We start from the raw sequence: 25,539 nt of genomic DNA, 5'->3' as shown, positions 1-25,539 counted from the left end.
TTGTTTTGATAATCATTTTTTCAAACTGATGTATGATTTATATGACTAAGTTTTGTATTTTTATCTTTAGCAAAATGAATATATTACCTAACTTTAATAAAAAACTACATGGGAAAATTTGTAATTACTACCAGAACCAACGGAGAGTTTCAATTCAATTTAAAAGCTGGTAATGGCCAGACTATTCTAACAAGCGAAGGTTATACTACAAAAGCGGCTTGTAATAATGGAATCGAATCTGTAAAAACTAATGCAAGTGATGATAACCGTTATGATAGAAAAGAAGCCAAAAACGGAAAACCATATTTCAATCTAAAAGCTGGAAATGGACAAATTATTGGTTCAAGCGAAATGTATGAAAGTGTTGCCGCTAGAGAAAACGGAATCGAATCTGTAAAGAAAAATGCTCCTGATGCCACTATAGATGATCAAACATCATAAATTAAAATATAAATAATGAAGCGAGGTTTAAGCCTCGCTTTTTTTATTTGTTCTCCTTGCTGATATAAAGATACCCTGATCTTCGCTTTGTTTTGCCTGCACTTTCATATTCTAAAATATAAAAATAAGTTCCATCAGGCAACCCTTCATTTTTCTTCACTGTATCACGTCCTTCTGAATAACCTCTAAACATAATATCACTCTCATTATAAGACTTCGCATCGTATACTTTTACACCCCATCGGTTATAAATTTCGACTTTATTATTTGGAAAATTATCAATTCCTTTAATGTGAAAAGTATCATTTATTCCATCTCCATTTGGAGAAACAGCATTATAAATTACAATTTCATCAGATGGTGGTTCTGGATTTTCCTTTTTTACTAGTGCTATGGTAAAGACACTATAACCGCTGACCTGAGTAGTTATTAATTTAGTATAATCGGCTCCTGTAAGAACATCTGTGGCTGCTCCTTTTTCATTAATCCATTTCGATGTTGGAGCATCCCATCTTACAATTGCCAATTCTGTATCATTACTTTCCTGAAAGAAAATAGCTGGTGTCGTATTTTTGTCCAAAGTAAGACTCAAAACTGCTTTATCTGTTCCTTGCTCTTGGGTTAAATTCCAATATTCCGCTTCATCTATGGTTACAATACTTGCTTCTTTGCTGGTGTAGGGATGAATATTGCCTATAGTTTCAAAAAAATATTCGGTTGTATAAGTATCATTAACCTTGTTTGCATCATTGAAAGAGGGTCTGTAATACACATCATCGCCAATAGGAAACTCAAATTTTGCGGTGCCTATTTTTTCTACCCTTCCGTCAACAAAACTCAAATTACTGGTTTGGGAATGGGAGGCATTTTCTTTGAAAATCATTATTCCTGCATCATGAGATCCGTCTACGATTCCGTTTCTAAAGGATGACAGTTTATTAACCACAACAGTGGTTTTTAAGGAAAAAGGAAACTTACTGGAAACGTTATTGAATTCGATATTCTGAAATTCTGAAATGGATGCTCCTTCTATTACTTGATTGGAATTACCAATAAAAAAAGTTTTTCCATCCGATAAATCGCTATAGGTAAACAAACCATCATTTTTAAAATCTGAATAGACATAAAAATTTCCATTGTGCAAAACATCTCCACTTGCTTTATTATCAAAAGCAAAAAAGGTCGAAAGAACAGTGTTGGGTTCAATTGTTAACACACCTGTATTGACAGTTTGTGCCGTTATGCTCTGAATGCACAATAATATTGCTATATATCTACTTATTCCAGTCATGACTTACTATTTTGCGTTAACTAATCTTTTTACTACTTTTTCAACAAATCTTTAATTTCCTGCATTTGTTTTTTTAATGTTTCTACTTCAGATTTTAGATCTTCTATCTGAGTCTGTTGTTCTTTAATACCTTCTACTAATACTCCTGTAAACTGAGCATAATTTACGGCTTTTAAACCTGTCTCTTTGTTTGTGATTACCAATTCAGGATAAACTTTTTCCAGTTCTTGTGCAATCATACCCAACTGAAGGTCTGTGCCTTTTGAAACATCTTTCCAGTAATAGGTTACTCCTCTTACTTGTTTAATATTATCTAAAACACTTGTTAAGGTTTGGATGTCTTTTTTCAAACGTATATCTGAAGGAAGCACTACTGCACTAGGAGTTATCATACCGCTAAAAGTTGCGTTACCTAAATTATCCATTACCATTCCTTTGTTTAAATCGCCTCTGTTGGTTAAGAAACGGTAGCCACCATTAAACATACCTGTAAATTGGTTTGCTGCTGTAGAGGAAACGGTGGCGACATTTGATCTATCTCCAAAAACGAACGAACCATCGTGCCCCGACGCTACATTAGTATAATATCCGATTGCTACAGCACTTTTGACATTGCTGCCTACGATGCCAATGATATTATTTTCACCAAGTGCAATAGAAGCGTAACCAGCGACTTGATTGTTAAATCCTGCAGCTACATTGTAAGTATTGGCAGTACCAGAAGTGCCACTCAATAATGTATTCTGATAACCTAAGGCTACCGAACTGCCTACATATTGTTGAACAGCATTGCTTTGTCCGATGGCTGTATTACCAGTACCAGCAATATTATTACCTTGCCCCATTGCATTTAAATAAGTACCATTTATAATATTGCCGCTTCCAGCTGCAAAAGCTGCTGTACTTAGAGCGGTAGCTCCAATTTTATTTCCCGTACCAAATACAGCACTATAATCTGCAGTATTGGTGTTCGATGATCCAATTTCATTCGCTGCTCCAGCTGTAAAAGCTTGTTTAGCATATATTAATTTATTGCCATTACCCGCAGCAACGCTGTAAGTACTATTGGCATCTAATGTATTGTTAAAGCCCATAGCTACTGAATATTGTGCCGAAGGGATATTGGTACTTCCCATTGCCACAGAAGCTTGACCATTTGTTGTATTTTGAACACCAATTGCTACAGAGCTTTCACCATTTACTACATTACTGGCACCAAACGCCGCAGCTTGACGGATACTTATTCTATTATTGTAGCCAGCCGCAAATGAGGCAGTTGCTGGATTTCCGGTTGATTCTATAAATGTATTTGGTGCTCCATTCAGTGGTGTTGGAGAAAGCGTTACTCCATCACCTATAAAATTACTTTGACCAATAGCAGTTGAATAATTTGCTAATGCCTTATTGCTGTTACCAGCAGCAAAGGATTGATTACCACTGGCGGTAGAACTTCCAAATGCAGCACTATTGCTTCCTGTGGCAGTTGCTCCACTTCCATAAGCAAATGAACCAGCAGCTGATGCTACACTACTAGTACCCCCCGCAAAAGAGTATTGACCAATCGTTCCTGTTGTACTTGTACCGGTTCTTACCGAACCTAATACTTGTAGTTCGGCTACAAGAGGTCCCTGTACATCAATACCTATCTTACCTGTACCGATAGCACCATTTATACTTGTGCCAAACAAGGTATTGCCAATGTTCATTTCGTTGCTGGCACTTACTGAAGAAGGATTAATTGTAAATGGAGTAGTACCTCCAACTCCACCAATAAGAATATTGTTGCTACCTGTGCCCGTACCAGCTATTGTAGTACTACCTGCATTGTGGCCTATAGCAACATTGTAGCTTCCAGTTGAATTGCTCGATAACGAACCAAAACCAATAGCCACATTCCCTGTGCCTGAACTATTGTCATGAAGCGCACTCGAACCAAAAGCATTGTTATAAGCACCTGTGCTCACACTAGATGGAGTTTGACCCATCATTGCAAGATACCCTACAGCTGTATTCCATCCAGCAGCTGCTACCGAAGTCGTATAAGTAGCCATTACCTGGCTTCCTACAGCTGTATTGGCATTTGATGCTGATCTTAATAAAGCATTATAGCCAATGGCTGTATTATCACTGAAAGCACCTCCTGCAGCCAAAGTATTATTTCCGATAGCTGTGTTATTTAAACCTTGTTGTCCAGCTGAAGTAGTTGTCCAATTGAAGAGACTCTTAAATCCTAGAGTGGTATTGCCTTTGCCTTTGGTATCTGTGCTAATCATACCAGAGTTTGTGCCTTTAACTTTGAACATCAAAGGCTGGTCATCTGTAGTACCTAAAAAGTCAGTTCCTGTAACTGATATTGCTGGGTTTGTACCTGTATTTCCTTTTACTAGCCAACCTATAGTCCCAACCGCATCTGCCACTGTTCTTTGATGCAAGTTACCTGTTGCGTCTGTTGTTACAAGATTATCTGTGCCAGTTACTGTAGGCAAATTACGAATTTTAACTTTTCCATTTACATCTAGCTCTACATCGGGATTTTGTACATTAATACCTATTTTACCTGTATTTGCCCCGGCAGCGTTATTAATTCCAGTACCATATAAGGCATTTCCGATGTTTAGTTCGTGACTGGCATTAGCTGCAGAAACACTGATGTCTCCGGTTGAGCTTCCTCCTATTACAGTATTATTTGTACCGGACGTAATACTTAGACCAGATTTTAAACCAATGAGCGTATTGTAATTCCCTTGAACATTATATCCTGCAGAGAATCCAACGGCAGTATTGCCAGAGCCAGCATTACTCCCGAATAGTGCCATCGCTCCCATAGCTGTATTATCATTTCCTGTAGCGCTATTTGACATACTGTTCATTCCTACAGCTGTATTATTCCCGCCTGAGGTGTTATTCTGAAGTGTTGTAACTCCTATTCCTGTATTGGCCGTCCCCGTTGTAGTAAGCAACAATGCACCTGCGCCAAATGCTGAGTTGTTTGTTCCGCCACCTGCTACGTTGGGATTTTGCAATGAATAATGGCCGAAAGAAGTGTTTGCTCCACTAAAAACACTGGTTAAAGCACCTGATTGCTGATTATTTATCTTAAATATAAGAGGCTGATCATCGGTTGTTCCAATAAAATTAGTACCAGGCGTAGTTTCAGCGTTACCAAGTAAATGCCAGTCATTGTTAAAAAACGAACGGTCAAGTGTTGACAAAACCCCTGTTGAAGGATTCGCAACCACTATATTATCAGTACCAGTAGGACTTGCTGACTGTAAACCTTCAACTGCCAATGTATTGGTAGCATCAGTAGTTATTGTAGTTGGTTTTATTAATGCACCGTCTAATTGTACATTGCCATTAGTTGCTGTTAAGCCATTGTTTGCTGAAATTAGTACAGGAACTTCTGGTGTTGTTTCTACGCCATTTACAGTTGATACTAGCTTGCCATCTGTGGCTATCAAGGTGTTGCTATTGATGATATTGACAGCAGTTCCAGTCACGTCGTTTACTGTTGTAGTCAAAGAATTTCCAGTTGAAGTGTTGGATACAGTTGTTGCCGCAACAGAACTGTTAACAATAACTACATCACCAGCAGCATTTACTCCAATTGTTTTTCCGGTTAAGTCTGCTGGGCTTGCCGATGTCAAATTAGTCAGCCTAAGTCCGGATGTATCAGCTGTTGCTGATTTAATTTCTAATGTGGTTGCGGGTGCAGCTGTACCTATACCGATATTGCCAGATGAGGCAATACGCATTCTTTCGGTGTTGTAAGTTCTAAATGATAAATCCTGATTATCTGTAGTTCCCAAGAAGTTCGTTGTTGGATCAGTTCCAGCATTCCCCAATAAATGCCAGTCGTTTGGCAATAATTTAGTAATATCTATTTTTCTAACTGAAAAGTCACTTGGATCCCATGTAAGCAAATCGTCAGTCAATTCTCCGTCAAAAGGAATATTCAATTTTAATGCAGGTAATGTGGTGCTGCCCCCATTGCTAATATACAAGCGGGAATCGACATCGACCGGCGTAGGACTTTCTGGATCTAATCCTATGGCTACATTTCCTATAGTGTTTTTATTAAATAGATTAGTTCCAACCTGAAACCATTTGCTTGGATCTACATAAATAATTGTACCCTTATTATCAACCGCTCTTATTCCCCTGTTCTGAGCCAAAAGCACACAAGGGAATAAAAGAGACAACAATATTATTAAATACTTATTCATTTTTTTAATCATTTAATTGGAGTATTATTTTTATACACTCCTAGTTCTATATTACACTAAAAACCCGACAACATTCTACGGAAAAAACGCTATACGCATTGAAAAAAATCATTTATAAAGCAAACTGGACAGTTAGCGTTATAATTAGATATCAATTTAGTATTCCTTTTTATAATCACTTTTACCTCTCTTGCCTTACAAGAGGCAGAGAGATAAAAGTGATTTAATATTACTCTAATTATTGCTTTTTGAGTGCTTAACTATTTAACCCACTGAATTTCTATCTTATCACCAGTTATAAAAGCATAATCGTCAGGAACTGTTATATTCTCAAAATTAACTGTTACAGTAGTTCCTGCCAAAGAATAATCTTGACCTGCCACTAATTTTGCACCATTACGATATACCCATACTTTTTGCACAGTTGCTGGAAGAGTATCATCGGTAAAAGTGGCATTTGTAGCAGTAGCAGCAGTTATTACTGTCTGTCCTCCATTTACTAAATCTGAAAATTTCATTTTCATAGTTTCACCTGTGGCTTCATTACGTACCAAAAGTGTTAGACCTGTTCCTGTACCATGTTTAGTTTTGTCACCTGCATCAGTTGAAGCAGGTTCGTTAGTTACCAACGTAATTCCATCAAGCGCAAATACTTTGTTTGATGCATCAATATAGGTATTATCAGTTAATGTGCCTCCCAATTGCCATGTAGTAACAATACCTCCACTAGGAGCAGCATTTGTAATTTGTGTAATACCATTTTTAACTTGTAAATATTTAATGGTTCCTTTATTGTCAATTACTCTTACAGATCCTTGTGTAAGGGCAGTACCGTCTCCCACTTGAGGCAAGGTGGTACTTGGTTGTTTGGTTATAGCTGTTGATTGGTCTTGTGCCTGAGCGTTAAAGCCAGCTAAAGCTAATGTTAGTACAAAAACTGCTTTTAAACCTGTTTTTTTAATTGTATTATTTTTCATGATTGAAATTTTGTTTAATTATTTATGTTTACTGTTGTTTATTATGAATATTAAAAAAAAATATCCCATTTGTTTTTTCTTTTTTTCTATTTCTTTTCTTTTTACATATTTTTATATTGGTTTAAGAATTGTTTTTTATTTTAATGCTAGTTTATTTTTATTTCCATTGGTAAATTTTTATTTCATCGCCTTGCAAACATGCTCCATTAGTATCAGCATAAAGCTGTAGTGTTACTTGGGAAGTTCCTAGGGTTGCGGTAAAATTTATTTCGACTCCGTTTCTAAAAACTTGTATTTTATCTAAAGAGGTAATGGGCTGTGGAGTATCAAAATCCTTCTGTCCAAAAACAGCAGTCAGTTCCTCTTTTATAACCCCAGTCAACTCGTTGATACTTATTTTTCTGATGACGCCCGTAGTAGGCTCTACCATAAGTAATTCCCCTGATGAAGTTCCCTGCTGCAAGCCTTTTAAGGCCAAAGTATTGGTAGTATCAGCAGTGATGGTAGTAGGCTGGGTTAAATTGCCTCCTAATTGTACCTTGCCGTTGGCTGCGGTTAAACCATTGTCTGCAGCAATTAGCACAGGAACTGTTGCTGTTGAGGCTACACCGTTTACAGTAGACACTAAATTTCCATCTACAGCTGTTAAAGTATTGCTGTTGATTATAGTTACGTTTGGTCCAGTAACACCATTTACAGTTGTGTTTAAAAGGTTGCCAGCAGAAGTGTTAGACACCGTTGCAGCAGGCATTGAAGATGTATTGATTTTATAAGGATCTGCCGTTGTTCCAGAACCGCTCACTGTTGTATTAGTTCCATCAACAATTAAACCGATGCCTCCTTGTGCTCCAGCTGCTCCGTCGTTTCCTGGAATTCCTTGTGCTCCAGTATCGCCTTTGTCGCCTTTTGCCCCATTATTTCCAGCTATTCCCGGAGGTCCCTGTGGTCCGGCTGGCCCTACGGGTCCTGCTTGTCCTGTTTGTCCAACCAATTGCAAAACATTGGAAACGCCGTTTTCATCTTTGTATGTTAATCTATTGGTATTGGCATCATAAGTCAGGGTAGTCAAAGTTTCATTAAATATAACAGGATCGCTTTTTCCTATCAATCTAATCCACTTATCAGTCTGCCAATAATAGAAACCCGGAGTGACATCATTTACTGTAGCTGTATTATAGACCAGCAAACTATTTGCAATGGCACCTGTAACCGGACTTTGATTGGTAGTTTGTATTAAAGAGAGTCTTGGAATAAGCATACCTTTATTGGTAGCCGTTACATCCAATTGAGCGGAACTAGCAGGAGCCAGTGTTCCAACTCCTACTTGTGCATGGCCATAAAAACTTATAATAAAAATTATAAGAATAAATAAGGGCCTCTTAGGTAGTTTTAAGTTCATCTTGATTAAATTTATTTCTTAAAATCTGATGTTTAATTGTTTTTGTTAGTAGGGTTTTACAGAGTGCAAATTTCCGTTTAGAATAAGATATTTTTCTACCACTAGACGTTTTTAAAATATCATATTAAGACATTGTTTTTTATGCACTAAATCTCTCTAAGGTAAATGAGTATCAGGCTTACGGTGTTTTTTCTTATAATTTAAAAACAAACAAATAATATACTAAAAATGAATTTTAAAGGAAGGAAGGTGTTTTCTGCTACTAGAATGTGCAAAAAACTTTTAAAGGCTTAGATAAAATTTATAAATTAGTATTACCAACCTCATAGGACAGTATTCAATTATTGAAACTTTGAAATAGTTTGCCATTTATCGCTTCCAGCAGTAATAATCTGGTAAGCTGTTTTAATATCAACTGAAATAAACGTATCTGTTTCGTTAACCGCAGCAGTTGCACCTGCAAATGTAATTGTAACTGTGTTGGCTAAAACGCTGTCAACACGCTTAATAGTAAATACTCTTCCCACAGCTACACCAGAAGGAACTGTAACGGTAACATTATTTGAAGCTGCATCTATTAATATCACATTATCTGTTGCAGGATCTACGGTGTAATCAGCCGTGTTTCTCACAATATTCATCGTAACTGTAATACTGCTTGCTGGAGGAACGGTTCTTAAATTGCCACTTCCATCAACGGTAACAATATTGTCTGTTGGCGAACCTGCTGGCAAAGAACGTACACGAGCAGCTCCATTAATATCTAAAGTGGCTGTTGGCACATTTGTATTGATCCCTATTCTGCCAGTATAAGGACCTATATTAGAATTGTTATTTACACTTGTACCAAATAAGGTATTGCCTATATTTAATTCATTGCTTGCTGCAAGTGCCGAAGTATTAACTCCGTCTGATGTAGATGCCATGCTGCCAATAAGAATGTTGTTGCTCCCAGTTGTACCAAGATAGCCAGCATTACTCCCAACAGCAAGGTTGTAGCTGCCTGAAATATTATCATGAAGTGCATTTACACCGAAAGCATTATTATAATTTCCAATAGTATTAGCTGTCAAGGTTAGAAAACCTACTGCAGTGTTCCTTGTTCCGCCTACATTAATTGGTAATGATACGGCTCCAACTGCAGTATTGGCCGCGCTTGTAGTTCTGTTTAATGCATTATGCCCCACTGCGGTGTTATCACCTCCAGAAATTACTGAAACCAAAGTTCCAACACCAATTGCTGTATTTTCTACACCACCAATACCTGTATTTGTGTTGGTCAAAGCTTGATAGCCCAATGCTGTGTTGTTTGTTGCTATATTGCCAGCTGTAACATTATTTATTCTTAGTCTCAATGGCTGGTTATCTGTCGTACCCAAAAAATTGCTTGCTGGGTTTGTACTTGCGTTACCTATTGTAGACCACATTGCCTGTGTAACTGTTTTTAAAATCCCGCTTGTAGGATCAATAGCTACAAGTCTATCTGAGGGCGCTCCAGCCGGCAGGCCTGAAATTGCTAATGAATTAGTAGAACCATTTGTAGCAATAGTTGTTGTTGGAATCGTTAAAGCACCACCTAACTGTACATTGCCATTAGTTGAAGTTAAACCATTGTTAGCTGCAATTAATACAGGAACTGCAGGCGTTGTTTGTACACCGTTTACAGTTGACACTAAATTTCCGTTTGTGGCTGTTAAAGTGTTGCTGTTGATAATAGTAACGTCAGCTCCTGTTACTCCGTTTACTGTAGTGCTCAAATTATTTGTTGATGATGTATTGGAGACAGAAGTCGTGGGAACTAATGAACTTGGAGTCACTGTCCTCAAAACGCCTGTATTATCAGCTACAACAACTAAATCAGTTCCAGATACACTTGGCTGCAGTCCCTCAAAACGAACGGGATTCAGCGTTACCATAGGTTTTACATGTAAGGTGTTGGATGGCGAATCAATACCAATACCAACTTTAACAGCATCAGGTCCAATAGCTCCAAGTACTAAACTATTACTGGCTGCTACTGTTGAATTATATCCAATAGCTGTAGCATTATTTATAAATACACCTCCTGTCGGATTTGAATTGGTTCCGATAAAGGTATTTTGCGAGCCTTGGGTATTAAGTGAGCCTGCGTCAGAACCCAGCGAAGCATTATTGTTTCCTGTTCGACTTGTTGTTAGCGCATTATAACCCACTGCAGTATTATTATTCCCTGTTGAATTTTCAAAAAGGGAAGAGGTACCAATTGCAACATTATAAAGTCCTGGCGAATAATCATTAAATGAGTTAACTCCAAAAGAGATATTAGTTGCTTCAATTTTCCCAGCCTGAATAGAATTTCTTCTTAAAACTAAATCAACATCATCGGTTGTGCCTAAAAAATTAGTTAAGGATCTGTACCAGCATTACCCATTAAATTCCAGTTATTTGCATTTAAAGATGCCAAAGTTTTAGTTTTTAAAACTCCTGTATTATCAGCTACCACAATTAAATCAGTTCCTGACGCACTTGACTGTAAACCTGAAATAGCCAAAGTGTTAGTAGCATCCGTAGCAATGGCAGTTGGTTTTATTAAACTTCCATCTAATTGTACATTGCCATTAATCGCTGTTAAGCCATTATTCGCTGCAATTAGCACCGGAATTTCTGGTGTTGTTGCTACACCATTTACTGTTGATACCAAGTTGCCGTTTGGGGCTGTTAAAGTGTTACTGTTGATAATATTTACATCATTACCTTTTACTCCATTAACTGTAGTGCTTAAAGCATTCACTGATGATGTATTTGAAACCGTTGTAACGGGTACTAAAACTGACGGAGTAATTGTTCTTAAATTTCCGTCCGCATCAGTTGTAACAATATCATCTGTTGCTAAACCAGCTGGCAAATCACGCACACGAGCATTGCCATTAACATCTAGTGTTGCTGTTGGTGCCTGCACGGCAATACCTACACTACCTGTTCCAATTGCTCCATTTATTGATGTAGCAAATAGAGTATTGGCAATATTCATTTCGTTGCTTACTGTTGGCGAAGAGGTATTATTTCCAACCCCGATTACCAAGTTATTGCTTCCTGTAGTTCCCAAGTCGTCTGCACTAAATCCGATAGCTATATTTTGGTTGCCTGTACGCAAGAATCCCACACTATTACCTAAACCAACATTTCCGTTGCCACTGTTAACTGCCTGAAAAGCATTTGCTCCCACACCAACATTATAATTACCACTAATGTTGTTTTGCAAGCTATTGATTCCTAAAGCAGTATTATTAGAACCAGTCGTAAGATTTTCAGCCGAACTAACACCAAAAACAGTATTGTAGCTTCCACTGGTAAGCTTATTTAGAGTATTGGTACCAATAGTCGTATTGTATACTCCCGTAGCTGTAGGACTTAATGTATTATAACCTAATGCAGTTGTGAATGTATCATTTGTTATCTTTCCTGCATTTGTATTATTTATGCGGAAGTGCAATGGAACATTGTCAGTAGTGCCTAAAAAATTAGTTAAAGGGTCAGTACCTGCATTACCCAGTAAATTCCAGTTATTTGCATTTAAAGATGCCAGAGTTTTAGTTTTTAAAACTCCTGTATTATCTGCTACGACAATTAAATCAGTTGTGGCAGCACTTGGCTGTAAACCTGAAATAGCCAAAGTGTTAGTAGCATCAGTAGCAATGATAGTCGGTTTTATTAAACTTCCATCTAATTGCACATTGCCATTAGTCGCTGTTAAACCATTGTTCGCTGCAATTAGCACCGAAACTTCTGGTGTTGTTGCTACACCATTTACTGTTGATACCAAGTTGCCGTTTGCAGCTGTTAAGGTATTACTGTTGACAATCGGTGCGCCTGTGCTGGTTTTTCCGTTCACGGTCACAGTTGCTGTATTTCCTGTAGATGAATTTGAAACAGAAGTTGCATCTGCCAGGGATGTTGAAGTCAACAATGATCCGCCGTCAGTTCCAACAGTTAAAATATTGTCTGTATTTGTACTGGTTACATTTGCGGTCTGATTGGCTCCGCTTTCATTGGTATACGTAATAACTCCAGTACTTGCTGTCTGAACTAAATCGGTAACCGTCTGCGATGCCGAAATTGCAGGAGCTAAATCTAAAGCTGTGCTCGCAACTCCGTTTACAGATGTTGTCAGACTTGTTCCTGATAATGATGTTTCATTTAAATTCACAATTAGAGCACCAGTACTGGTTTTTCCGTTCACGGTCACAGTTGCCGTATTTCCTGTAGATGAATTTGAAACAGAAGTTGCATCTGCCAGAGATGTTGGCGTGAATAAAGATCCTCCGTCTGTTCCAACGGTTAAAATATTGCCTGCATTTGTACTGATTACATTTGCAGTCTGATTGGCTCCGCTTTCATTGGTATACGTAATAACTCCATTACTTGCTGTCTGAACTAAATTGGTAACCGTCTGAGATGCCGAAATTGCAGGAGCTAAATCCAAAGCCGTACTCGAAACTCCGTTTACAGTTGTAGTCAAACTTGTTCCTGATAATGCTGTTTCATTTAAATTGACAATCGGTGCGCCTGTGCTTGTAATTCCGTTTACTGTAACTGTTGCTGTATTTCCTGTTGATGAATTGGAAACTCCGCTGACTGCATTTGATGTTGACGAAACTCCATTTACATTTGAAGTCAATGTGTTTCCTACCAAACTCAAAGCATTTGTAGTTCCCGAAGCAAGAATCGGACTTAAATCCAAAGCCGTACTCGAAACTCCATTTACAATTGTAGTTAGACTTGTTCCTGATAATGAAGTTTCATTTAAATTGACAATCGGTGCGCCTGTACTTGTTTTTCCGTTCACAGTCACAGTTGCCGTATTTACTGTAGAGGAATTTGAAACAGAAGTTGCATCCGAAAGTGAAGCTGGCGTGAATAAAGATCCGCCGTCTGTTCCAACGGTTAAAATATTGCCTGCATTTGTACTGGTTACATTTGCGGTCTGATTGGTTCCGCTTTCATTGGTATATGTAATAACTCCAGTACTTGCTGTCTGAACTAAATTGGTAACCGTCTGCGATGCCGAAATTGCAGGAGCTAAATCCAAAGCTGTGCTTGCAACTCCGTTTACTGTTGTGGTCAGGATTGTTCCTGATAATGAAGTTTCATTTAAATTGACAATCGGAGCACCTGTGCTTGTAATTCCGTTTACCGTAACCGTTGCTGTGTTTCCAGTCGAGGCATTGGAAACTCCGCTGACTGCATCTGATGTTGACGAAACTCCATTTACATTTGAAGTCAGTATATTTCCCGCCAGATCTAAAGTATTGGTTGTACCGGAAGCTAAAATCGGACTTAAATCTAAAGGTGTGCTCGCTACTCCATTTACAGTTGTAGTCAGGCTTGTTCCAGTCAAAGAAGTTTCATTCAAATTCACAATCGGAGCACCAGTGCTTGTAATTCCGTTTACTGTAACCGTTGCTGTATTCCCTGTTGATGCATTGGAAAGGCCACTGACTGCATTCGATGTTGACGAAATTCCATTTACATTTGAAGTCAATGTATTTCCTACCAAACCTAAAGTATTGGTTGTGCCAGAAGCTAAAATCGGACTTAAATCCAAAGCCGTACTCGAAACTCCGTTTACTGTTGTGGTCAGACTTGTTCCTGACAACGATGTTTCATTTAAATTGACAATCGGAGCACCAGTGCTTGCAATTCCGTTTACTGTAACTGTTGCTATATTTCCAGTCGATGCGTTGGAAACAGTAGTAGGATTTACCGGAATAGCAGCAACATCTAACATTGCTCCTCCATCTGTTCCTGCTTTAAGTAAATTCCCTGTATTGGCACTAACCACTTGAGAAGTGGTTGAATTTCCAGCTTCATTTGTATAGGTTATCGCTCCCGTTGCAGTATTCTGTATCTGATTTGTAATGGTTTCATTAGCTTTAACTATTGGACTAAAATCAATTACCTGCGAATTTCCAGAATTATCAATATATGAAAAAGTCTGATTAACCGAATTGTAAATAACAGATCCAGCTGGCACAGCTGTTTCTCCAGAAACTACTATTCGATTCCACTTATTGTCAAACCAGTAGTAATATCCTGGTTTTATATCAGAAATTGTTGCTGTATTGAATATCAACAAACTATTGACATTTCCACCTGCAATGGTTGATACATCTGTTGAACTCGTTAAATTTATTCTAGGAATCAATACACCACGATTGGTTGCGGCAACTTCCAACTGTGAAGATGAATTGGGTGTTGGTGTTCCTATTCCAACTTGAGAATAGGTTACAAAACTAGACAACAGCAAAAGTGTGAAAAGTATTTTATTCTTCATAAGATTACATTATTAGAATTAACAAATAATAATTATAGAGAAATAAAAATGGCTTAAAAAAGAAAGAATGGACTGGATGTTTTTTTGAACAAACACCTCAAAATGTATTATAAAAAGCTAAAAAAACTAGATTCAGTTAAAGGGTGTATAGGTTGAGAAAATGCTCGTACAATTTTATCAAATGGCTTTTTAAAATATGTTGGTTTATAGTTTTGTAAATCAAAAAAGAAATATCAAATACCAAAAATAAATTCATTTTTGAGTACTTCTTTTTTTTAACAACATATAAATTTAACAAAATTAAATCATTAATAATCAATTATTTAAATTTTTAATTATAACCTGAGTTCGATTATTATAATTTTTTATTTTACTTATTTCCAATTATTTATCGAAAAGGATTTCCTGCAAGCTCCTTTTTTGACCTTGCAGGTATTATTCTATTCATATCCAGACACCTACAAGGTTTTAAAAACCTTGCAGAAATAAAACGCATTTATAAATCAATTCCTTAATAATCGAGCTTAGGTTTATAAAATTTTTAGTGACTACAGAAAAGAAACTTTTTTAAAATATTTATAAAAACAAAAAAAAAGCCATTTCCTAAAATTAGGAAATGGCTTTTTTTTATATAATGTTTTAAAGCTATTTTATTGCATTTATTCCTGCATGCGTTGGAACAACCTGTTTAATAGTTCCATCTGCATTAAACTCTAATTTATCTATACAAACTTCACGATGAAAACCTCCCGCATCTCCCATTTTTATTCCAGTTGGATACGAGAATCTGTGGTATGTAATATACCATTCGTCTTTATTTGGAATTTGTAATACCGAATTGTGTCCTGTAGCATAAATTCCTTCATCTGGTTTTCCTTGAATAACAATATTATTTTCTGGAATTTCCAATGGTCCAGTCGGCGAATTTGAAATTCCGTATCTTACTTTATATTTCGGACTTCTGGTATCGTCTTCACTCCAAAAGAAATAATATTTTCCGTTTCTATAAATCACATAAGTGCCTTCACGGAAAGAATTATTTACCGCTATAATTTTTTGAGTATTTGGTTTTAGAGAAACCATATCTGGATTTAATTCGGCTACAGCCATATACATATTTCCCCAGTATAAATAACTTTTTCCTGATTTAGGATCTGTAAAAACATCTGGATCAATTTCTTGTCCGTCTTTTATTCCTTCTGGCCTTTTGGCTACAATGGCTTTTCCGCTGTCTTTAAAAGGACCTGTTGGATTGTCTGAAACTGCGACTCCTACTTTTTGAGCAGCAGTAAAATAATAGAAATATTTATACTTTCCTTTTATCTTTTTCTCGACAATACAAGGTGCCCAAGCATTTCTATTTCCCCAAGACACCTGTTTTTTAAGATCAAGAATTACCCCTTCGTCTTTCCAATCTACTAAATTATCTGATGAAAACGTTTTAAAATAATAACCCGACCAGCCATCAAATCCATCGCTTGTTGGATAAATATAATACTTCTTTGTTTTGTTGGAATACAGAATTTCAGGATCAGCATAATATCCTTCTAAAACGGGATTGTGATTTACTTTTGGAAATTTTTCAGGAGTTCCCCATTTGTCTGTAATTCTTTTTAATTCAGAACGTGTGATCGGCAGAATAGTTCCGTGACGCGGATTAAAATCCATTGAAATATCATTATCAATTACACTAAAATTTTCTAGGTCTTTCGTTTTTGTGAATTGATATCTTCCTTTGGTATAAACATCATACATCAAAATATATTCATCTGAATTATTCAGTTTAAAAACACTCGAACCTTCTACTCCATCTTTTGTTTGTTGCAGATAATTGTCATTTTCAATCCATTTCCCTGAAGTCAAGTCTTGTGTAACTGCCACTTTGATTCCTGGCGTATTGGTTTCTGTTTTATAGAAAAGATGATATTCTCCATTTTTTTCGATAATATCACCATCAATACAAGCGTTACCAGATTTTGGAACAAACAATAATTTCGGCTCACTTTCTAAAGCTGTAAAATCTTTGTTCGCATAAGCGTAATAAATTTTATCAGGACCACCAGCATGCTGCATACTAAAATAAATCATATATTTTCCTGCTTTCGCATCATAAATAGTCTGCGGTGCCCAAACTCTTTTTAGGTTTTCGTTTCCTGGAAATGTAGTCTGAATATTCACAATACTGCTTTTCCAGTTAACCAAATCGGTACTTTTTAGTAAAACCATAGCGCGGTTGCTGTCCCAGCCTTTTGAAGAAGTCATGTCGGTCAAAACCATATAAAATGTTTTGCCATCTTCTCCACGTAATATATGCGGATCACGAACACCTCCTGTAGAACTTATTGTTTTACTGTCTATAACAGGTTTGTTGCCGTTAAGACTGTAATAGTGATATCCATCTTGACTTACGGCATAATTAACCGCTTCTTCTTCGACTTTATTTCCAATAAAATATACGAATAAATAAGCTGTTAAATCTTTCTCTGCCACTGCAGGCGGAATTCCTTTTGCTTTATCTTGTGCTTGTAAAAAAGTTGAAATTAACAACAAGACTACAAGACTGAATTTTAATTTTTTCATTTTATAATAAGTTTAATACCGTTCTATTTTCGAAAATAACACAACAGCTTATTTTTTGGTTTTAATACGAATCAAAGTAAAAGAATATGGAGGTAATTCTTTTGAAAATGCTTCTTTAACAGTAACATTTTGAGTTATGGGTCTGACATCTGTTTTTTCTGGATTTCCAGCTAATACCGTATAACTTGCATTTTCAGTTGTAGCCAAATTAGCGATTTCAATTGATGGCGTAACCGCAACTGGAAGCACATTAACCAATTTTATAATCAAATCTCCCGAAATACTTTCTTTAACAACAGATACTCCAATGCGTTTATTAACCTCAGCATTATCCGAAGCTTTTATACTTCTCTCCAAATAAATATCGCCAGGATTCTGACCGTAAAGTTTTTGAACGAAATAATTTACTGTCGGTTTTACTTCATTTCCATTAAAATAAATGAGATCTGGATTCCATTGCGTATGTTTTTCTCTTGCCAATAGCGGTGCATAAGAAGCCATTGAAACCACATCCCCATTTCGTTCAACACCTGTAAGATACAATGCCTCGGCCAAAGCGTTATAGAACTTATTGCCCCAAGAAGCATATTCTCCCAGATACACTTTAGATTTGGAACGATCATAGCTATCATAAAAATCCTGATTATTAATAAACCAGCCTGGAGATTGATAATAATGTTCGTCAACAAGTGGCAGTTTCAAATCATCAGCAATTCTCCATCCTTCTCTATAATCAGTTCCTTCAAAAAATGGCCCGACAGTACCGATAATCATAATCTCAGGATATTTTTGCTGTACTGCTTTTACGATCATTCGATAACGTTCTTCAAAAACATCGCTGATTAAATCTTCATTTCCAATTCCGACATATTTTAGATTGAAAGGTTTTGGATGTCCAGCTTCAGCACGTTTTTTACCCCAAACGGTATTGACATTTCCATTGGCATATTCAATTAAATCCAAAACATCCTGCACATATTCGTCCATATCTTCCATCGGAATTCCAAATTGCTGTCCAGAACCTCCATCAGATGAATTTTGACAAGGTACTCCCGCTGCTAAAACTGGAACAGGCGCCGCACCTAAGTCTTCACAAAACTGAAAATACTCAAAATAGCCCAATCCCATTGATTGATGATACCCCCAGATATTTCGAGATCCAATTCGGCTTTCAAGCGGGCCAATGGTGTTTTTCCATTTGTAAATATTATGCAGTCCATCTCCATGCGCCACGCAACCGCCTGGAAAACGAACGAATTTTGGGTGCATGTCTGCAATTGCTTCAGCTAAGTCTAAACGTAATCCGTTTTTACGATTTTTAAATGTTTTCTGTGGAAAAAGTGAAACCATATCAAAAGCAGTTTCTCCATTGGTACTAATTTCTAAATGAGCATCATTTACTGTTTTTAAAGGTTTTAAAACTAGATTAAATTTCTTCCATGAATTTGAAGGGGAAAATGCCGCTTCCGCTAAAGTTTCTCCGTTTGGCGATTTTAGACTTACAACTGCTTTTGTTCCTTTAGCAAAAACACTAAAATCGTATTTTTCATTCGCTTTAAGTGCAATTCCGTCAAAACCTGAATTAGTGATATTTCCGTTTTTGATTATAGCATAATTAGGATTATTAGCATGAATTGGATTCTCTTTTTCAATTTTAAAATTCCCGCTCCAAGCCATTGAAGCATTCCATTTTTCATCTCTTCCTTTTTTATCATGAAGCGAATATTCGAAATCACGATTCTGAATCAATTCTCCATATAAACCGCCATCTGCTGCATAATTAATGTCTTCAAAGAAAACCCCCGTTAGCATATTGCTGATTTTTTTTGAATCCTGACCGTTTATTTTAATTTCGGCCTTAACCGGTTTTAAACCTAAGAAAAGTAAACTATCACTTTTAGGAGAAGTATTATTTTGTTTATCCCTAAACTTAACCGACTCCATGTTTTTAATCATGTTGTCAACCAAACTCCAATTAACCTGATGTATCGTTCCTTGTAAAACTTCGCCTTGAATTTTGATTTCATTTCTTAATTTTAATGCAGAAACATTAGCATCAATTACAGCAGGAGTATAATTTTGAAAGTCTTTTGTGGCTGTATAATAATTTTTTCCGCTTTCGCTAAAGTGAACCAGATACTTACCTTCTTTTTGGCTGACCTGAACATTTAGAATTACCGATTTATCTTCGCCTTTTCCAACAAAATTTTTCATTCCCTGAATATAATTTTGTCTTCCCCAATTGATCAAGTCTTTACTTTCTGAATGAGCAAAAACATTATCTCTAACACTCCAAAAACAGTGAAAAATTCCAGCATTATCTTTAACTAAAAAAGCTTCAGACATGCTTTTTCCCGTTGGTCCCCAGCTTCCAAAATCTGATTTTAGGAAACTGAATTCAGGGCCAATTGCAAACCAGTTTTTCTGATCTGTACTCCACGCAAAATGAAGTCCGTTTTTTCCATTATTTTTTACAGTAGAATAAGCAAACAAATACACTTTATCTGGATTTTTATCATTTGTTTTGATGTTAAATCCAGATATTCCAAAAATAATAAGAAAAGATAGAATCAGTTTTAAACTACTATCAAGCAAAAACCTTTTCATTATTTTTTGCTTTTTAATTGATACAGAACTGAACTATGCGGTTTTAAATCGGCTCCAATTTCTTTTGAAGTTGTTTTAGATTTTTCGCCTGTCCACATATTTAAAACTTCAGCTGTACCTGAAATTCCAAGCTCTGAAAGATTTACGGATACTTTCTCTGAGTCCTTATCTGAAATATTGAATAGCGCCAAATAAACACTTCCGTCTTTTGCATTTTTTGAAGTCACTGCAATTTTTCCGTCTTTCTGGAAAAGTTGTTTTACAGCCGTACTTTCGTTATGCATTTTTACAACTTCTTTATTCGTCAATAATGATAAAGTGAAAGCATCATTGCTTGGTAAATCTCCACCAAAAAACAATGGCGATTTGAAGATATTGAAAAATGTAATTAAAGTATATTGCTCGTCTTTTGTTAAACGAGTCATTCTGTCGTTGCCACGTTCTCCTCTAATCGAAATACGTCCTAACGGAATCATATCGCAATCTGGCCATGTTCCCGGTGCAATATATGGATACCATTTTTGAGCCACATCCATCAAATGCGTGATATGAGGCCATGTATCCCAAACATCATCAACCATACGCCACATGTTAGCATGTGTACTTACGTGCTGTGCTGCAGAAATTGGTGTTTCTCCCGGCGACGTGCTTAATACAATCTTGCGTCCGCAATGGTCAATCGCATTTCTAATCAAATTTATTTCGCCTTCGTGATACGGCCTTGATAAATCATCAATTTTAATAAAATCTACTCCCCATTGTGCGTACAATTCAAAGATAGAATTGTAATATTCCTGAGCTCCCGGTTTATCCGCTACAACTGTATAATTGTCTCTCAACCATTCGCACTGTAATGCTGTTGAATAGATCTGATCTGCTGTAATTCCGTTTGTTCCTTTAATCGGCATTTTATCTTCAACCGCTTTTTTCGGAATACCACGCATAATATGAATTCCAAATTTCAATCCTTTTTTATGAATATAATCGGCTAACGGTTTAAAACCTTGCCCGTCTTTTGCTGAAGGAAATCGGTTTACAGCAGGAAGATATCTTCCGTACTGATCGATCACATAACGTGGATCCGTTTGATTGTATCCACCTGCTTTGTCATTTTCGACAAACCATCGGATATCCACTACGACATATTCCCAGCCAAATTTCTTCAGCTCTTTTGCCATATAATCGGCGTTGGCTTTTACTTCATGTTCTTCAACAGTCGGCCCGTAACAATCCCAGCTGTTCCAACCCATCGGTGGTGTCTGAGCCCATTGTTTAAATTCTTCTTTTTGAAATGGTTTGGTTTGTGCGGTAGATACAATTGATAGGAAAAATGTTCCCATCATCATGGCTAGTAAGTTAGTTTTTTTCATTGTTTTATGGTTATGTGTATTTTTTACACTTTAAATATAATAAAAAAAAATATCCCATTGTTTTTTTGTCAATTACTTGATACAATGGGATAAACAATTTCATTATTATATGTTTTTCATCTCAATCGATGAGAGATTGATAACGTTTCAATAGGACATTCTTTATTTTACATTAATGGTAACCTCAACTGGTTTTAGCCATTGACTTGTAAATTTAACTTTAATAGGTTCTGTCGAATCTCCTTTTGACTGAATATAAGCCGCAATATGTCCGTGGAAAACTCTCTGCACATTATCCGTATAATCAGTCATATCGCTGTTATTTCCCGCTTCTAATCCTAATAATGTTCCTGGGCCACTGATTGTACACGTAACTTCATTGTCTGAAAGCATTACTGGAAGTCCGTTTTGGTCTTTAACCTGAACCATGATTTTTGCTACACCTTTCTCTTTACTAATTGTGATGTTTTTCTCTGCAATTGTCAATTCAACTGGCTGTTGTGTTGAATTGATTGCATAACGGCTCACTTCTTTATCGTTTGCATCTAAGCCAACTGCTTCCAATTTACCTGAAGCAAAAGGAATATCCCAGTAAATAATTCCTGTTTTTTCGTCGTATAATTTCGTTTCCCCAACCACTTTTCCGTTCAATTCTAAACGTGCTTTTGCTGCATTGGTATAACAAACCACACGGATTTTTTGTCCGTTTTCGTAATTCCAGATTGCCCATGCATCTTTAGAAATATCTTTTTCATTTACTAACGGATACGTTCCTAAATAAGCCATTGGTTTATCTGACCATAAAGATTGTCGGAAATAACCTCTTGGTTTGATAACTCCAGCAAAATCAACTAAACCGGAATAAAAACCTCTTGAAGGCCATCTTCCTGATTCTCCTAAATAATCGATACCAGTCCAAAGGAATTGTCCAAAAATGAACTTATTGTTTTTTACTGCCAGCCAAGGTTCCATATCGTGAACATTCTCACTTCCGTAAATTACCCTTTTCGGATATTTAGCGTGATCTGTCTGGTATTTGCTTTCTGTATAATTGTATCCTGTAATATCTAAAGCGCCTGGATATTCTGTTTCATTAGACATGGCAACTCCTGCTAAACCAGCTGTTGTTGGACGCGATTTATCGTATTTTTTAACTGCTGCCACCAAACGTTTTGCGATAGCTCCAAGTCGCATGGCATCTGGTGCATCTGGTTTATAACCGCCATAAGCTGCTTGTCCGAAACCGTCTTTTCCTTTATCCAAAACAGGATGCGAATACGGATCGTTTGGATAATCTACTTCGTTACCAATACTCCACGCAAATACAGAAAGATGATTTCTATCACGACGCACAAAATCCTCAAGGTCTTTTTCAGCATACTCTGCGAAAATATCAAATGAGCCTTCAAAACCCGGAGTTCCGTAATTCCAGCCTTCTAACCATTTACGTTTTGGGAATTCCCATTCGTCATAAGCTTCGTTTAAAACTAATAATCCTAATTCGTCGCAAAGTTCATAAAAATCTGGTGCCTGCGGATTATGACTTGTTCTGATGGCATTTACACCAATTTCCTTCAAGGTTTGCAATCTTGTTTTCCAAACTTCTCTTGGAACTGCTGAACCTAAAACCCCAGCATCGTGATGTAAACAAACTCCCTTCATTTTCATCCATTTTCCATTAAGGGCAAAACCATTATTTGGATCGAAAGTAAAATTTCTAAAACCTGTTTGTGTTACTGTTTTATCGATTTCTTTTCCGTCTTGTAAAACGGTTGTTTTTAACTGATACAAATTCGGATTGTCTAAATCCCATAACTGTGGATTCTTAACGTTGATTTTAGCAGCAACTTTTCCGTTTTGATTGGCTGCAACTTCGACTTTAGAAGTTGTTTTTCCAACTGATTTTCCATCTTTTGAAAACAATTCATTTACAACGGTTAAAGCTGATTTCGAAGCAGAACCATTCTCTACATCAACCTCAACATTCAATGTTCCAGCTCCTTTTTTAACTTCTGGATAAGCATAAACACCCCATTGTGCAATATGAACTGGATTAGCATAAACCACCCACACATTTCTGTAAATTCCTGAACCCGTATACCATCTTGAATCGGCGCTCTGGCTGTGGTCAACACGAACTGAAATTGTATTTTCTCCACCGTATTTTACGAATTGAGTCGCATCATAAGCAAAAGAAATATAACCATTTGGACGTTTCCCTAATGATTTTCCGTTGATGAAAACTTCACTTCTATTGTAAACTCCCTCAAAGTACAAATACACTTTTTCGCCCGATTTGCTCTGCGGAATATTAATTGATTTTCTGTACCAAGCAATACCGCCCGGCAAGTATCCTTGACAGCTTGCCAACGTTGGACTCAATTGTCCTTTTACACTCCAATCGTGCGGTACATTGACGTTCTGCCATTTAGTATCATCAAAAGCAGCATTTTTTGCATCGGAAACATCATGAAGATCAAATTTCCAATTGTCATTTATTTTCTTCGAATCTCCAAACGAAATCTGACTGCTCGCAGACAGACATGAAAAGAGTAAAACAGGGATTAAAGTTTTCTTACTTAACACTATATTTTTATTTTTTAGTTAATTTTTGGTTTCAAGATTTAGATTGGTATTCAGTGTTCAGATTTTTAGTATTCAGTTCTTGGCTTAGTTTTTATTCTTAACAAATCTTCAACTTAAAACTGAATACTAAAAATCTGAACACTGCCCACTACTCAAATTCTCCCACAAAAGTCACTACCGACTTTGCAGGAATCTCTAAATTATTAATTTTCTGCGAACTGGTTCTTTTTAAATTTAAATTATCAGAAGTTACATAAGGTGTGAACTCGTTATTTTTTAAAGTTCCTTTTGATAAATCGAACTTGTATTTCTGAGTCTGTTTTCCACAGTTTACAGCTACAACAATCAGCTTTTTGTTTTGAATGTCTTTGTAAGCGGTCAACATTACATCATTTGCTGCGTCTAATTCTTTTTGGTTTGGAATATCAATTCTCTGCATTCCCGGACGAACAAAAAGAGAATAATTTCCTAGTGCCCAAAGCAGTTTTGAATCGTGAAATTCGCCATCATTTTTCACATAATTGGGCTCAGTTCCTCCGTTGCTTTTTCCGTCATCCAGATAGATCAAACCATCTTTGTAATCTACTCTTGTGATCGAAGTCCACCACTGCCATGAAGCCGCATTTGCCACTGCAATATCATTGTGAATTAATCTCGCTACAAACAAAGCGGTCTGCATTCCTAAATCTCTTCCACCTCCAGAACCTCCCGGAATTTCAGATTCTCCTGGATTTTCTAAAATACAGTATTCCGACTGCCAGTATTTTAATCCCGGTTTTTGTTTTACTTCAGCGGCAATTAATTTACGACTTAAAACTTGTCTTTCAATAGGCCATGTTGTAAAATAACTATGTCCTAGTATTACATTTTTTACATTTGAAAATTTAGTCACATTGGTTTTGGTTTTTCCAAAGAAATAATCAATTTGATTGTCACGATTTTCTGCATTTACATTTTCATATAAATAATCGATTTGCGCCGCTTCTGCAATCACAATCTCGGTGCTCATTTTTTTAGCTTTCAGTTTTTCCGAAAGTGATTTGGTCAAATCATAAATTTCCTGATTGGTTGCCGGTGTACCTTCCTGACTGTTGGTATCGCCTTGTTTTGGCATCCATTCCCACTGCGGTTCGTTTATTGGGCTCACATAATCGAATTTGATTCCTTCTTTTTTCTCCAATCCCTGAATACTTTGAACTAAGAAATCAGCAAATTGTGGAATTGCACCATCTTTTAGATTCAGTTTATTCTTTTGAGAGGCAAAAGATAATCCGTTGTTTGTCATATGAACCGGCGGACTATTCGTAAAAATAAGAAATTTTTCTACTCCTCTTTTTTTAGCCGCCTGCAGAAACCATCTTTGTCCTTCTTGTTTAGAAAAATCATAAGTCCCGTCAGCATTTAGAAAACATTCACTTCTTCTCCATTCATCAGAAACTTTGCTGTTTTCTCCTTGTTCTGTACTTCCAGCACCCAAATTAAATCGCCAAATCGAAAGTCCAATTCCTTTTGGATTTCCGTTTGCATCGATTTCTTTACTGAATAACAAATCTGCAATAGCATTTTTTTTCTGTTCCGGCCAGTTTTTGCCCACAAACTGAGCTCTCCAGGCATCTGAGCCTCCAAAACCGTCCATGGTTTGTACTACATTATCTGTGCTGATGGTAACGGTTCGCTGTGCAAATGACAGCGAACTGATTACCAATAAAAGCGAGAGATATATTTTTCTCATTTATTTCTTGTTTTTTA

Annotated in this window: 12 protein-coding genes; 1 reads left to right on the top strand and 11 read right to left on the bottom strand. The window is 36.7% G+C overall.

Annotated elements, in window-relative coordinates; all coding sequences use genetic code 11:
- Positions 1-108: 108 nt before the first annotated feature.
- Positions 109-441: a YegP family protein gene (locus GSY47_RS08455; RefSeq protein ID WP_179005611.1), complete on the top strand. Its 333-nt coding sequence runs from the start codon at positions 109-111 to the stop codon at positions 439-441.
- A gap of 43 nt (positions 442-484) precedes the next feature.
- Here GSY47_RS08455 and GSY47_RS08450 read toward each other — a convergent pair whose 3' ends face one another.
- From GSY47_RS08450 to GSY47_RS08400, 11 genes are all read right to left on the bottom strand, one after another.
- On the bottom strand, positions 485-1,732 hold the full coding sequence (locus GSY47_RS08450; RefSeq protein WP_179005609.1) for a gliding motility-associated C-terminal domain-containing protein: 1,248 nt from the start codon (positions 1,730-1,732) through the stop codon (positions 485-487).
- 32 nt (positions 1,733-1,764) lie between these two features.
- Complete coding sequence (locus tag GSY47_RS08445) at positions 1,765-5,958, bottom strand: tail fiber domain-containing protein (RefSeq protein ID WP_219071234.1); 4,194 nt, start codon at positions 5,956-5,958, stop codon at positions 1,765-1,767.
- A gap of 260 nt (positions 5,959-6,218) precedes the next feature.
- On the bottom strand, positions 6,219-6,935 hold the full coding sequence (locus tag GSY47_RS08440; RefSeq protein WP_179005605.1) for a hypothetical protein: 717 nt from the start codon (positions 6,933-6,935) through the stop codon (positions 6,219-6,221).
- Positions 6,936-7,092: 157 nt separating this feature from the next.
- A complete protein-coding gene (locus GSY47_RS08435; RefSeq protein ID WP_219071233.1) occupies positions 7,093-8,334 on the bottom strand; it encodes a hypothetical protein in 1,242 nt (413 codons plus the stop codon).
- Between the two features lie 341 nt (positions 8,335-8,675).
- The gene (locus tag GSY47_RS08430) at positions 8,676-10,526 is read right to left on the bottom strand and encodes a beta strand repeat-containing protein (RefSeq protein WP_179005600.1); all 1,851 of its coding nucleotides are present in this window, start codon (positions 10,524-10,526) and stop codon (positions 8,676-8,678) included.
- 191 nt (positions 10,527-10,717) lie between these two features.
- Positions 10,718-14,647: a beta strand repeat-containing protein gene (locus tag GSY47_RS08425; RefSeq protein WP_179005598.1), complete on the bottom strand. Its 3,930-nt coding sequence runs from the start codon at positions 14,645-14,647 to the stop codon at positions 10,718-10,720.
- A gap of 645 nt (positions 14,648-15,292) precedes the next feature.
- Entirely contained in the window at positions 15,293-17,227 is a 1,935-nt protein-coding gene (locus GSY47_RS08420) for a family 43 glycosylhydrolase (protein WP_179005597.1), read from the bottom strand.
- Positions 17,228-17,275: 48 nt separating this feature from the next.
- Positions 17,276-19,834 (bottom strand): alpha-L-arabinofuranosidase C-terminal domain-containing protein, encoded by a 2,559-nt coding sequence (locus GSY47_RS08415; protein WP_179005595.1) that lies wholly within the window; start codon positions 19,832-19,834, stop codon positions 17,276-17,278.
- Complete coding sequence (locus GSY47_RS08410) at positions 19,834-21,204, bottom strand: glycoside hydrolase family 27 protein (protein ID WP_179005593.1); 1,371 nt, start codon at positions 21,202-21,204, stop codon at positions 19,834-19,836. The genes GSY47_RS08415 and GSY47_RS08410 overlap by 1 nt, the downstream gene beginning before the upstream one ends.
- Before the next feature lie 162 nt (positions 21,205-21,366).
- The gene (locus GSY47_RS08405) at positions 21,367-23,790 is read right to left on the bottom strand and encodes a sugar-binding domain-containing protein (RefSeq protein ID WP_179005591.1); all 2,424 of its coding nucleotides are present in this window, start codon (positions 23,788-23,790) and stop codon (positions 21,367-21,369) included.
- Positions 23,791-23,938: 148 nt separating this feature from the next.
- Positions 23,939-25,522, bottom strand: a complete 1,584-nt coding sequence (locus tag GSY47_RS08400) for a glycoside hydrolase (RefSeq protein WP_179005589.1) — start codon at positions 25,520-25,522, stop codon at positions 23,939-23,941.
- Positions 25,523-25,539 lie beyond the last annotated feature (17 nt).

Origin of the sequence: Flavobacterium quisquiliarum, from assembly GCF_019308285.1 — a bacterium.
Taxonomy (GTDB): Bacteria; Bacteroidota; Bacteroidia; order Flavobacteriales; family Flavobacteriaceae; genus Flavobacterium; species Flavobacterium quisquiliarum.
Note: the sequence above shows the minus strand (reverse complement) of the source record. Positions and strands in the feature narration are given on the sequence as shown.